At 57.1% G+C, this 13,259-nt stretch carries 11 protein-coding genes and 1 pseudogene; 1 reads left to right on the forward strand and 11 read right to left on the reverse strand.

Translation table 11 applies throughout. The features are described 5' to 3' along the window. The first annotated feature begins 84 nt into the window (after positions 1–84). Positions 85–858, forward strand: a complete 774-nt coding sequence (locus tag HW932_RS02650; RefSeq protein ID WP_176974955.1) for a retropepsin-like aspartic protease family protein — start codon at positions 85–87, stop codon at positions 856–858. 12 nt (positions 859–870) lie between these two features. On the opposite strand, the gene HW932_RS02655 is transcribed toward HW932_RS02650, so the two are convergent. The 11 genes and pseudogenes from HW932_RS02655 to ileS form a co-directional block, all read right to left on the reverse strand. Continuing rightward, positions 871–1,911 carry a succinylglutamate desuccinylase/aspartoacylase family protein gene (locus HW932_RS02655; RefSeq protein ID WP_176974956.1) on the reverse strand — a complete coding sequence of 347 codons (1,041 nt, stop codon included), beginning with the start codon at positions 1,909–1,911 and terminating at the stop codon, positions 871–873. Positions 1,912–1,926: 15 nt separating this feature from the next. Continuing rightward, a complete protein-coding gene (rimK, locus tag HW932_RS02660) occupies positions 1,927–2,832 on the reverse strand; it encodes a 30S ribosomal protein S6--L-glutamate ligase (RefSeq protein WP_176974957.1) in 906 nt (301 codons plus the stop codon). Then, complete coding sequence (gene lspA, locus HW932_RS02665; protein ID WP_176974958.1) at positions 2,829–3,314, reverse strand: signal peptidase II; 486 nt, start codon at positions 3,312–3,314, stop codon at positions 2,829–2,831. The genes rimK and lspA overlap by 4 nt, the downstream gene beginning before the upstream one ends. A gap of 72 nt (positions 3,315–3,386) precedes the next feature. Then, positions 3,387–4,208: a Fic family protein gene (locus HW932_RS02670; RefSeq protein WP_176975342.1), complete on the reverse strand. Its 822-nt coding sequence runs from the start codon at positions 4,206–4,208 to the stop codon at positions 3,387–3,389. Between the two features lie 33 nt (positions 4,209–4,241). Next, complete coding sequence (locus tag HW932_RS21620) at positions 4,242–4,406, reverse strand: HVO_A0114 family putative DNA-binding protein (protein WP_222932204.1); 165 nt, start codon at positions 4,404–4,406, stop codon at positions 4,242–4,244. 34 nt (positions 4,407–4,440) lie between these two features. After that, positions 4,441–4,641, reverse strand: a pseudogene (locus HW932_RS22240) (hypothetical protein); the annotation flags it as partial. Between the two features lie 210 nt (positions 4,642–4,851). Beyond that, entirely contained in the window at positions 4,852–5,463 is a 612-nt protein-coding gene (locus HW932_RS02680) for a Uma2 family endonuclease (protein ID WP_176974959.1), read from the reverse strand. 30 nt (positions 5,464–5,493) lie between these two features. Then, a complete protein-coding gene (locus HW932_RS02685) occupies positions 5,494–6,552 on the reverse strand; it encodes a patatin-like phospholipase family protein (protein ID WP_176974960.1) in 1,059 nt (352 codons plus the stop codon). Next, on the reverse strand, positions 6,549–7,451 hold the full coding sequence (locus HW932_RS02690; RefSeq protein ID WP_176974961.1) for a diguanylate cyclase regulator RdcB family protein: 903 nt from the start codon (positions 7,449–7,451) through the stop codon (positions 6,549–6,551). The genes HW932_RS02685 and HW932_RS02690 overlap by 4 nt, the downstream gene beginning before the upstream one ends. Then, positions 7,448–9,901 carry a dynamin family protein gene (locus HW932_RS02695; protein ID WP_176974962.1) on the reverse strand — a complete coding sequence of 818 codons (2,454 nt, stop codon included), beginning with the start codon at positions 9,899–9,901 and terminating at the stop codon, positions 7,448–7,450. Before HW932_RS02695 ends, HW932_RS02690 begins: the two co-directional genes overlap by 4 nt. A 420-nt stretch (positions 9,902–10,321) precedes the next feature. Next, positions 10,322–13,150 carry an isoleucine--tRNA ligase gene (ileS, locus tag HW932_RS02700; protein WP_176974963.1) on the reverse strand — a complete coding sequence of 943 codons (2,829 nt, stop codon included), beginning with the start codon at positions 13,148–13,150 and terminating at the stop codon, positions 10,322–10,324. Between the last annotated feature and the right edge of the window lie 109 nt (positions 13,151–13,259).

Here is a 13,259-nt window from a genome sequence, read left to right on the forward strand (position 1 = left end):
GGATTTTCGACGGCTTCCAGCCGGTCGGTCGGCGTTCCGCGACTATAATGGCCGGATCTTATCGTCCCGATGGAGCGCCCGACCATGCCCACGTTCGATCCACGCTCGCTGACCGCGTTGTGCTTGCTCACGGCTGGGCTGGTCCAGGCTCAAGGGCCGGCGCCGACAGCGCAGGTCCAATCCATGCGGGTCGAGGTCGCCGATGAACTCGACCGGCTCAGCCAAGAACTCGATTTCGAGGTGCGCGGCATCGAGCAGACCGAGGGCGCCACGGCTCATGCGGCTGGTGAGTCGATCGTCGAACGTCTGCATCTGCTGCTGGAGGACTTCGATCATGTCATCGTGCAGGCGCCGGGCGCGGGCGTCGAGCGTGTAATCATCCTCGGTGAGAAGGCGGCCTATGTGCCGCCGCCCATGGTGGTGGAGGGCGGCGAGTCATCGGAGACCGCGCCGGCGAGCGGAGACGAGATCGTGCTGGCGACCCAGCGTCGTGGCGCCGCGCATCTGGTGACGCTGGGACTGGAGGGGGTATCCGGCGGTGCGCCCATGCAGGAGTCGATGCTCATCGACACAGGCGCCGATCGCGTGGTGCTGCCGGTCTCGCTGATCTCCTCGCTGGGACTCTCACCGGACGCGCTCCAGCAACAGCAGGTGCAGACGGCCAACGGCACGATCGATGCCCGCGTCGGACGTCTTGGGGCTATTTGGGTCGGTCCCAAGCGGATCGAAGACGTCGAGGTCGCCTTCATGGACGATCAGCGGCTGGGCGGAACCTCTTTGCTCGGCATGAGCCTGCTCGGGCGCTTTCGCATGACGATCGACGATGAGAAGAATCAGTTGACCCTGGCGCCGAAATAAAAGCGCTCTGATTCAGACGATCCGCTGTTCGTCCTCTTCCGGGTCGAGCGTGTGACGGTAGTGCAGGATCTGTTCGGCGGTGGCCTCCGGATCGCCGAGCCGGGCGATGTGATAGAGCCCCTCGCCCTCGGTGACCAGCGGCAGATTGGTGCGTCCGATGACGATACCGTCGAGCGGTGAAACGACCGCTTCGTCGGCCGGCCGGAAGGGGTCGGTGATGACCGCCAGCGTATCGCCGCGCTTGACGCTGGCGCCGAGCGCCGTCAGCGACAGCAGCACTCCGCTCTGATTGGCCCGCACCCAGAGGCTGGAGCGTGCGATCGAGGGGCGCGGTTCGATCGCGCGCACATGACTGCTGGCGCGAATCATCCCCAGATGACGCATCACGCCCAGCACGCCCTTGAGTCCGGCCCGAATCGCCAGCTCGTCGAAACGCAACGCCTCGCCGCCCTCATAGAGCAGCAGCGGAATCCCGCGCGCGGCGGCCACGGCGCGCAAGGAACCGGCACGCGACTCGGCATCCAGGATCATCGGGCTGCCGAAGGCGCGCGCCAGCTCCGGCATCATCGGATCGGCGTCGAGCGAGACCCGGATCTGCGGCAGATTCTCGCGATGGAGCGCGCCTGTGTGCAGGTCGATGCCGTGGGTCGAGCCCGTGACCACCTCATTCAGCAGGGTGGCGGCCAGACGCGCGGCCAGCGAGCCGGTGTCCGAGCCGGGAAAGGAGCGGTTGAGATCGCGCCGGTCCGGCAGATAGCGCGACTGGCGCACATAACCGTAGACGTTGACCACGGGCACGGCCAGCAGCGAGCCGCGCAGATGGTTGAGCGCGCGCTTGAGCAGCAGACGACGGATGATCTCGACGCCATTGATCTCGTCGCCGTGGACGGCGCCTGTGACGAACAGGCGCGGACCGGGCCGGCGTCCGTGGACCACATGCACCGGCATCAGGACCGGCGTCTGGGTGTAGAGACAGGGCAGGGGGATGTCGACCCGCGTGCGTTCGCCTGGGGCGATGTAGCGGCCGGCGATGAGCAATGGCTCGGGATTCATCGGCCTGTCTCCTCCTCAGCCCTGACCACGGGTGCGCGTTTTGCCGATGGCGGCGTTCTTCTCGATGAACTCGATCATGAGACTGGCGATGTCCTTGCCGGTGGCCGATTCGATGCCTTCGAGTCCGGGCGAGGAGTTGACCTCCATGACCACCGGGCCGTGATTGGAGCGCAGGATGTCGACGCCCGCCACGTTCAGCCCGATGATGCGCGCCGCGCGCACGGCGGTCGAGCGTTCCTCGGGCGTGATGCGGATCAGCGAGGCCGTACCGCCGCGATGCAGGTTGGAGCGGAACTCGCCGGCCCTGGCCTGACGCTTCATGGTCGCCACCACCTTGTCGCCGATGACGAAGCAGCGGATGTCGGCGCCGTTGGCCTCCTTGATGTATTCCTGGACCAGGATGTTGGCCTTGAGGCCCATGAAGGCCTCGATCACGCTCTCGGCGGCCTTCTGGGTCTCGGCCAGCACCACGCCGATGCCCTGGGTGCCTTCCAGGAGCTTGATGACCAGCGGCGCGCCGCCGACCATCTTGATCAGATCCTGGACGTCGTCGGGTGCATGGGCGAAGCCGGTGATCGGCAGTCCGATGCCCTTGCGTGCGAGCAACTGGAGCGAACGCAGCTTGTCGCGCGCGCGCGAGATGGCCACGGATTCGTTGAGCGGATAGACGCCCATCATCTCGAACTGACGCAGCACCGCCGTACCGTAGAAGGTCACGGAGGCGCCGATGCGCGGGATGACGGCATCGAAGTCGGTGAGGTCGTCGCCCTTGTAGTGGATCGAGGGGGCGTGCGAGGTGATGTTCATGTAGCAGCGCAACACGTCGACCACCTTGGTCTCGTGCCCGCGCGCGCGCGCCGCCTCGACCAGACGGCGGGTGGAGTAGAGCGAGGCATTGCGCGAGAGGATGGCGATTCTCATGCGCGTGGCGTCTCCGCGCGCAGGCTGGCGATCAGCAGCAGGACCACGCCGACCGTGATGGCGCTGTCGGCGATATTGAACGACGGCCAGGGGTTGAAGATCGCCAGCGGGATGATCGGCAGATAGACCTGGATGAAGTCGACCACATGACCGAGCAGGGCGCGGTCGATGAGGTTGCCGACCGCGCCGCCGATGATGAGCGCCAGTGCGGCGGCGTGCAGGCGTTCGGTGGCGGGGAGCCGCAGCAGCCAGCCGACCAGTACGCCGCTGACGATGAGCGCCAGCACGACGAAGAACCAGCGCTGCCAGCCGCCCGAGTCGGCCAGGAAGCTGAAGGCCGCGCCTGTGTTGAACATGAGGGTCAGATTGACGTTGGGCATCAGGGCGACGACCTCGTAGGGTTCGAGCGCCAGGAGCACCATCCATTTGCCAGCCTGATCCAGTAAGAGGATCGCCAGCGAGAGCCAAAGCCAGTGTTTCAAGAGTCGTCGTTCCTAGTGTGAAGTGTCGCGCTTCGTTGTGTGATTGAGTCCGGCCCGCAGGGTGCGCAGCGCCTAACCCCGCTTGGCCTGGTGTGCCTGCGCCTGTTCGACCAGTGCCCGTGTCGCCGCATAGGCCGCGTGGCAGAAGGCCCGGAAATCCGCCTCCAGATCGGCCCTCGGCCAGACGCCCGTCGTCGGCGTCAGCGGTCCCATGGTCAACTGGTACTCAGCCAGGGTGTCGATATAGTGCTTGCGATCCCTGACCTCGATCACGACCGGCAGATGACCGGCGCGCAGCACCGGCACATTGGACAGTAGCCGTGCGAGCCGACCGTTGCCGTCCCAGAACGGATGGATGTGCACGAACCCGAGATGCAGATGCGCATAGGCGTCAATGGCCTCGGACTCGCTCAGGGGGCTGTTCGCCAGCCGCTTCAGCTCATCGAGCCAGTCGGCCATCAGCGCCGGTACATGCTCGGGCGCCGCATATTCGATGAAGGTCTGGCGTCCATCCGCCGTCACGGCATAGGCGCCGTTGGGTTCGCGTTTCCAGGCGCCGAACGGCTTGAAAATATCCAGCGTCACCTGGGTCTGGACGGCGCGATGCAGCTCGAATAGCCGCTCGGTCGTCAAATCCTCATCCAGCCAGGCATAGATCAGCTCGATCGCGCGGGCATGGCCCATGACCTCCTGATGATCCTTCAGCGGCTTGCCGGAGATCGTCAGCCCCTCCTCGATGACGAATTTGGTCTCGCCGAGGGTCAGGGTGTTGCCTTCGATGGCGGTCGAGCCATGCGTCCAGAGATCGCGGATCTGGGCCAGCAGCGCCGCGCGCAGATCGAGGTCGAGTCCCTGGAATGCATGGAACCGGGAGAGTCTGTCGAGCTGACACATAGGCCGCATTACGGGATCAGCACGCCCGGTGCGCTAGGCCGCCTTCGCCTTGCCGACACTGACCCGGACCTGGATTTCCTCCCAAGGAACGAAGATCTTGCCGGCGGCATCCTTTTCGATGACTCCCAGATCCAGCAGCTTGGTCACATCCGAATGCTCGTTGCTGTAGTTGCGTCCCAACTTGCTTGGCCAGTGCATGGATCGAAACCGGCCCCAGATCCTTGAGGGCTTCCAGCAGCGCCATGCGCGCGGACGTCAGCTCACTAAAGAGCTGGGCCGTGCTACTGAAGCCGAGAGAGTAGTCGGCCTCTGGAACCGCTTCGCCCGCATCGATCAGGCGCGCCACCTCCAACGCCTTGGCGAAGTAATCACCGGCGGTGGATGTTTCCACGATCGCTTTAGACATAGTTTTCTCCTGCCAAACGGCGTACATCCTCGCGGAAGTCTTCGATCAGGCTGAGCAGGCTTTTGAAGCGATACGGTGTCTCGGTTTCGCCTTCATGGCGATAATTGCCCTGGTTTGCGGGTGGTCCGATGCTCGGGTTGGGTCGAGCGGGGCGTTATTCTATGGCATAAAAGCACACCGGACTCGCCGCCGGCACGCAAACCATCTGATATCCGTTAACTGTGGCTTGGGACGAACCTAACGCGGCCTATCTCGAAGTCCTGCCCGCAGGGTGTGAAGCGCCTGAGTCTGGCTCGGTTCGGTCATGCAGGTCTCAATTAGGCGCAGGTCGAGTCCGGGCAGGAAGCAGCTGCGCTCCTGCTCCTGATAACCTGTGTCATCGAGTCGGTGAACGCTGAGTCGTCCGTCGCGCCAGATCCAGACTTCGGGCACGCCCAGGCCCGCATAGACGGCGAGCTTGTCGAGTCCGCCTGAGGTGCGGACGACTTCGATGGCGAAGTCCGGCACGCCCGGGGGCTGGATCAGGGGGCCGACCACATAGCATTCATCGGCTTCGGCACCGAGCCGCTTGTCAGGTGACTTGAGCGTCCAGGAGCCGAAGCCTTCCAGTTCGATTCCGGTTTCGTCGGCATAGGTCTCGATAAGACGCCCCAAGCGCTTCTTGTCGCCCTCGTGTTCGATGGAGGGGGTCATCAGTTCCAGCTCTCCATCCAAATAGGTTAGGCGAGGGTCGGCACGCTCGGCACGCAGAGTCATCAGACGCTCGTAATCGTCCCAGTCAGCGCCGTGTAGCCGGACGCATTGATCGATTACAGCGTGTGAATTTAAGCCAATTTTTGAGTCAAACATAGGTCACGACTCTGTGTTGCAAAGCAAGAATCAACGCAAACGCGCCATCGCCTCAGACAAATTCTGATCAAGCCGTTTGAACTGGTTGTCGCTGTCACTTAACGTTAGTTCAGACAGGCGCAGTTCATTTCGGGCCGTTGTCACATCAATGACACGCCCTACACACTGAAGCGTGTCCTCATATCCCTGTTCCATCCAGGATGGAATTTTACGAGGATCAAATCCCAGCAAATCCTTAAATCCGCCTTCTCGTTGTATAGCTGATTGCGGTCGAATTTCCAAAATAGTTGCGTCGGGAAAATCATGTCGGCTCCAGAGTGAGCCATCGGACAAATGCGTGACTAATAATGTCTTGATGCCTGCCTGCAACAACGGCGTTACCGGAGTATTCCCCTGCATCCGTTGCCAGCCTCCCATTCCACCATCGCGATAAATGGAGTCATTCATATGGCGATGGGAAAACAGCAACGGAATTGCTGCCGATGCCAGCAATGCATCTTTTTGTTGGGATTTTGGTAGCTTTTGAATATGTAGAAATTCCGACGCAGGCGAATCCTTCAATCCTGAATCAGCCATCACGACACTCAAAAGATCCTCTAATCCTCCACGGCTTTTGAATACAGAAACATAGAGCGGCAGCCCATTATCTAGAGCGTCTGGATCGAAATACACATCCATCAAGCGATGCAGCGGACTTGAAGAAAGCAACCCATCATCAAGCAAGTTCCCAATCATCGGGACTTTCAGCCCAGCATCGCGTGCAATATTTCCTAGTTTTACAAGATGATCAAATCCTTTGACTCTAAGTCCGACCTCTACCAAAAGTCCCAAGTAAGCAGGAAAATTCGGTGCTAACGGTGGTGAACTGGCCAGCGTATTCCATAACTCATCCATTCGCTCAACGCCTTCCTTGAGGGAGGGTGCAGAGGCCAGTATGGCACCATTTAAAGCTCCGATACTTGCGCCGGCTATAGCGTCGACACGCGCGCCCAGTTCAAGTAAAGCCTTGAGTACGCCAACATGGTAGGCGCCTTTTGCACCGCCCCCAGAAAGAACCAATCCAACAGCAAAATCCGATTGCGATTTCATTCGTTTACTCTAAAGATATCGGAGACCAGCCCTTCCACCAAACGCTCGGATGAACAAATTCTTGGCATCCGTAATGGTAGCTTATGGCCACAGTTACAAATGGCATGAACGAAAGGTGATTGAATGATGCATGACCAATCACCGAGATAGGCGAGTGCGTCTTGCGCGTCAGGCAAAAGATCGCGACCATGTGGCGGGGCCAGCCATTGAGTCGTATCGAGACGTTTGGTTGAAGCTTCGTCAGTATCGCGCATGAGTTGGCTGATCGCGCGATTGCTTAGGATTTCAAGATGCGTTGCGCGTTCGCCGATTGAACCATTTCGATAGAGATCTCCGAACGCCCCCCAACGTAACTCTTCCAAGACAGCATAGCAACGTCCAGCCAGTGAAAAGCTTGCAAATTTTCCAGCCTCCCACTTGCTGAAAACCAAATCGATTTCAATATTGGCGCGCTGAACCAAGTCTATACGCTTTATGTCACGTTCAAGCTGTGTGCAACGCTCGTTAAGCTCGAAGGATAGTCTTTCGATCTGCTGTCTTGTATCTGCGGAATAATGCGTCAGATCGATCAATGCAGTTTGAATCATGGCGACTCTGTTTTTGACGTGAGTCATCGCCAAATTGCTTCTAGCTAGTGAGCGTGAAAGCTCAGTTAGCCATTGCAAAGATGCCTCTACACTGTCAACCAGGCTGGCATTGATCTCAGCCTGGCGGCGCTGACCTTGCCCGGTGAATCCATCGTAAAGACGAGCAGAAAAACCATTGCGGGCGCGTTGCACCCGCAGATGGTCATTTACAACATCGATGCCGTTAGCAAAATCGACGATGAATTTTTCCGGAAGACATGGCAAAACTTTGCAGATTTCATCGCTGGGTGAAATCGGCGAAAGCTCAGTCATGCTAAACATCCTGCACTGGCTTTTAATTTATTTTTCGTATCTTCTTGTAGCTCAACACTATCCTTACTAATCACTGGAACATATTTTTTCAAACCAGCCAAGCGGTTGGCAAGGGCTTCCTGTTCAGCTTTGCTGCCTTCTTGATCGCGAATGCTTTGCAGCAAATCACCACGTATCTGCTCTACGGCTTTCCGAAAAGCATTGAAAAATTCGCATATATTTTTTTGTAAAGGTGCCTTAATTTTTTCTGCAATATCTTTTTCTAATCCACTAAAAACTTCATCAATGTTATTTTTAGCGGATTTCTTGATTGCATTTATGTTTATCTCAAAATATTTTTCTTGAATACTGTATTCTTCCCAGCCCCAATCATCTGTATCAAACCAGCCGCAGATTGTTCCCCAGACGTTATCTTTCCGACGGCGCCGCGTTACCTTTTTCGTTTTCTCATCCACAAGATCGCTTAACAATTCAGAGCCAGATGCTTCTAGCGAAAGTAATGAGGTATTAGGAATAGAAAGACTGATAGCAAATCCGCTTTTTTTCATGCGATCCTCCATGTTACTAAAAATTTCTTTTGAGTCAGCCGCAATAGTCTCCACAAAAACAGACTGAAACTCATTTAAAGCTAGATTCATCATGTTTTTCATTGCCAGCTCGTTTTCGCGAATAATTTCCTCCAGGCTTCTGCGAATATTATTAATTAGTGACTTGGCTTTTGTTTTGTCGTTAAATTTTATTAGCCCATGTTTTTTGTCAAATTCACCGTTAATATTTGAATTAAAGATTTTTGCTTTGGGCTTAGGATTTAAATTCAAAAGCTTGCCAAAAATCGCAGAAAATCTATTTTCAGACTTAGCTGAACCCCTGAAATCTTGTTTTTTTGTTCCTGCTGTTAGCAGTCTTTGCTCCTCTTGTTTTTGGCTTTCTTCAAAATAAAAATCAATGCTTTCGAATACATTTTCTTTGACTTTTTGGAAAGCTTTTTGGGTTTCTTTTTCTAGCTCTATAAGTATTTGGTCTGCCTTTTTTTTTGCAGAATCTTCGATGGAATTGATGCGAACGACATCATTTTGAAGATCGTCAATTTGGCTTTTTAGCTCCTGAAAGCTTTTTGTTAGCGCTGTCTCGCGTATGTTAAGGAAATTGTTTAATTTTTCGGATGTATCAACCAATTTGGCGGATGCAGAATCAACTGCAAGCAGGGCTGCTTGCGCATGGGCAGCGTGGATGATTTTTTCTAAAGGCGCATGAAACAGAGAGTCATCCCAAAGCAGATCGACGCCTTTTTTTACACCTTCAAGATTAGCAATCGAATCTTTCCAAGATCGACCGAATGCCTCAGTGCCAAAATCCTTAACCCATGGATACTGGCTATGATCCGGAAGCGTTCCATAAACGGCAAGTTCCCGTCTTGCATAGTTGGCTAAATATGCAAATTTCGAAGAAACAGGAAAAATAAGGGTTTCAGCTATCTTTCCTTCCATTAAGGAATTGGCAACAAATAATTTTGTTTCTTCCTCAGAGTCGCTGTTGCGGTCTTGCTGATCAAACTTGTTTACTAGCGCATACAATCGTCCTTCTGCAATGCTAGCAATTTCCTTTAAATTATCTCTGACCTGTGCATCAGCATCTGATTTCAACTGTGTAAAATCGAGCACCGCTAATACTGCAGAAGCCTTGCGTAGCTGCTCCTTTAACATCTCGCGCAGATGAGGTTGTCCAGATTCGTTAGGTCCGGGGGTGTCAAGCAGCGTCAATGTTCCAGCAGCAGAGTTTTGCTCTCGAAGATGAACAAATTCAACTTCGATAACAGGAAGCTCATAAATTTCATCGTAATCTGAAAATGGAAATTCGATATTCAGATCTCTGGACAAGCGAACCAAGTCGTTCAGTGTTTCCAGAAACTGAAAAATCGACTGAGATCCTTTATAGATTTTATTCAGTGAAACCTGCGTGTTAATTAGTTCAAGCAGGTCTTCCATGTGTTCATTTTTCGATAAGTGCTCAATATGATTAGTGTTGTCAGAATGCTTGGCAAGTCGACCAATTTCTTCCATCAAACGTTCGATTGGTGCGCTGTTTTCAAATTTTAAAATGGGTTCGACTTGGCCCGGCGTGTGCTTTATTAAAGTCGGTAACGCTGTCATGGGACGGTTACGGTTTGGCAATACCTCAGTGCCGACGATAGCGTTAATTGTTGTCGATTTGCCTGCTTTCATCGTCCCAACAACAGCAAGAACCAACTCCAGACGGTCCAGTTTCTTTTTTTCTCCTTCAAGAATTTCGATGTATTTCAGCGTGTTGTTGCGATCGAATGTCTGGATTTCCCCAGTTTTTGACTCCGCAATGACTCCCGTTTCGTTCAGCATTTTGCGCAGAATTTCCAGTTGTAGATCGATCAAGCGCAGTGCTTCGTCTCTAAGTGCTTCGATGTTTTGCTCGTGCATGATCCTTCTCCTTATGTTTGATCGAATTTTTCTATCAAAAACAAATTTTTACTGAATTGCAGTGCGATTATCTCATGGTAGACACAATTTGTCAGCTTTTAAAAAGCCGAAACAGCAAACCGGGAAGCGTTGTCATCTTTATTGTGGTTTTCGACTTCATCGATAGTTCTTCATGCCCGCAAACTGGGCATTTATCAAAATACTCACCTGGTTTTAGGGCATCGCTACGCGGTGCAACTGTTTTGGACCAGCCGCAGGCTGGACAACTGAAGGTGATAGGTCCTGGACGGATTGGCATGTCGATTTCCTTTCTCTAGATGCACTCAGTGGCGTTCAAACAAGAATTATTGTAACACCCAGAGCGGTCCCTTCGACTTTGCTCAGCACGGAAAGCAAAGTCGAAGGGTGAGGCAACCTATTTTACGCAAAGCGCCGTGTTTCACCTGTACCTGCGACATTCTCGGCACAGCGTCCGCAGAGCTCAGGATGCTCCGGATCGACGCCCACATCGGCGCGATGGTGCCAGCAGCGCACGCATTTGGCGTGCTCGGAGGCGCTGACGCGCACGGCCAGTCCATCCAACTCGGTCGCGACGGCGTCATCCGGACGCGCGGCCAGCGGGTGCAGGCGCGTCTCGGAGACGATGAGCGCAAAGCGCAGTTCCTCTCCGAGCCGGCCCAGCAAATCGAGCAGCGCATCCGAGCCGTACAGATCCAGCTCGGCGTCGAGCGACGAACCAATCGCTCCGCCCTTGCGCGCATTCTCCAGCGCCGGACCGATCGCCAGACGCGCGGCGATCACCTGATCCCAGAAGGCGCGGTCCATCGAATCGCCGGCGTCGAGCGCGAACAGACCCTCGTACCAGGTCTCGGTGAAGATGGTTTCGGCGCGCTCGCCGGGGATCGCGGCCCAGATCTCATCGGCGGTGAAGCTGAGGATGGGCGCCAGCCAGCGGCTCATGGCCTCGATGATGTGATACATCGCCGTCTGGCACGAGCGACGCGGCAGGCTGTCGGCCGGGGTGGTGTACTGACGGTCCTTGATGACGTCGAGATAGAACCCGCCCAGGTCGACCACGCAGAACTGCTGCACCTTCTGATAGATCAGATGGAACTGATAGTCCCGATACGCCGCGATCACCTCCTGTTGCAGCCGGTGGGCACGATCGACGGCCCAGCGGTCGAGTTCGATCATGTCGGACGGCGCGACACAGTTGACCGCCGGGTCGAAGCCTTCCAGATTGGCGAGCAGGAAGCGCGCCGTGTTGCGAATGCGCCGATACGCATCCGCCGTGCGCTTGAGGATCTCGTCGGAGACGCTCATCTCGCTGCGATAATCGGTCGCCGCCACCCACAGCCGGATGATGTCGGCCCCGAGCGTCTTCATCACCTCCTGCGGGCTGACCACGTTGCCCTTGGACTTCGACATCTTCTCGCCCTTGGCATCGACGGTGAAGCCGTGGGTGAGCACCTGACGATAGGGCGCGCGCCCGTGCATGGCCACCGAGGTCATGAGCGAGGACTGGAACCAGCCGCGATGCTGGTCCGAGCCTTCCAGATAGAGATCGGCCGGGGCGCTCAGTCCGTCGCGATGCTCCAGCACACAGGCATGGGTCACGCCCGAGTCGAACCAGACATCCAGGGTGTCATGCACCTTGTCGTAGAGTGCGCCCTCGTCGGCGAGCAGATCGGCCGGCTCCAGCGCGAACCAGGCCTCGATGCCGTGCTTCTCGACCCGCTTGGCTACCAGCTCGATCAGCTCATCGGTGCGCGGATGCAGCGCGCCGGTCTCCTTGTGGACGAACAGCGGAATCGGCACGCCCCAGGTGCGCTGGCGCGAGATGCACCAGTCGGGCCGGCCGCGCACCATGCCCTCGATGCGGCTCTGGCCCCAATCGGGCATCCAGCGCACCCCTTCGATCTCGCTCAGGGCGGTGTCGCGCAAGCCCTGCTTGTCCATGCTGATGAACCATTGCGGCGTGGCACGGAAGATGATCGGCGTCTTGTGACGCCAGCAGTGCGGGTAGCTGTGGGTGAAGCGCGTCTCCAGGAGCAGCGCGCCGTGCTGCTTGAGCACCTCGACCACATGCTCGTTGGCCTTGAAGACGTTCTCGCCCTCGAACAGCGGGGTGCCGGGCAGGAAACGCCCGTCGCCGCCGACCGGATTGTCGACCGCCAGACCATAGCGCTGGCCGACGATGTAGTCCTCCAGACCATGACCGGGCGCGGTGTGGACGGCGCCGGTGCCAGCCTCCAGCGTGACATGCTCGCCGACGATGATCGGCACCTCGCGCGCGTAGAAGGGATGGCGCAGCTTGACGCCCTCGAAGTCGATGCCGCGTCCGTAGCCGACCACCCGATACTCCTGGACGCTCCAACGATCCATGGTGTCCTTGAGCAGCCCCTCGGCGACCAGCAGCCGTTCGCGGCCCTGCTCGGTGACGGCCTCGACGATGACATAGTCAAGTTCGGCGTTGAGCGCGACGGCTTGGTTGGCCGGCAGGGTCCAGGGCGTGGTGGTCCAGATCACGACCGAGACCGGCCCCTCGCCGCATCCGTTCGGCGAACCATGACAGCGCAGTTCCAGCACCGCCGGATCGACCACCGGAAAACGCACGTCGATGGCGATCGACTGCTTGTCGGCATACTCGACCTCGGCCTCAGCCAGCGCCGAACCGCAATCGACGCACCAGTGCACCGGCTTCTCGCCCTTCTGCAAGTGCCCGTTGGCGATGATGCGCCCGAGCGAACGGATGATCTCGGCCTCGAAGCCGAAGTCCATCGTCAGATAGGGCCGTTCCCAATCGCCGAGCACGCCGAGCCGCTTGAAGTCGGCACGCTGCTTGTCGACCTGCTTGCCGGCATAGTCGCGACAGGCGACCCGGAACTCGGCGGCGCTGATCTTGTGCCCCGGCTTGCCGTGCTTCTTCTCGACCTGCAACTCGATCGGCAGACCATGACAATCCCAGCCGGGTACATAGGGGGCATCGAAGCCGTCGAGCGTGCGCGACTTGACGATGATGTCCTTCAAGACCTTGTTGACGGCGTGACCGATGTGGATCTCGCCATTGGCGTAGGGCGGGCCGTCGTGCAGGATGAAGGTCGGCGCCCCGGCGCGCGCGGCGCGGATGTGGCCATAGACGTCGAGCGCCTCCCAGCGCTTGAGCATCTCGGGCTCGCGCTGGGCGAGGTTGGCCTTCATGGCGAAATCGGTCTTGGGGAGATTGAGTGTGGGCTTGTAGTCGGTCACTGGGGTTCGATCCTGAAGAGACATGTCATGCCGAACGCGGCTTAGTCGTGCAAGCTACAAGTGGGCGCGTGGAGAATCAAGCGCGCGTGAAGAGACAAGGGGCGGTGAA

The organism is Allochromatium humboldtianum, assembly GCF_013385175.1.
GTDB classification, from domain to species: domain Bacteria; phylum Pseudomonadota; class Gammaproteobacteria; order Chromatiales; family Chromatiaceae; genus Thermochromatium; species Thermochromatium humboldtianum.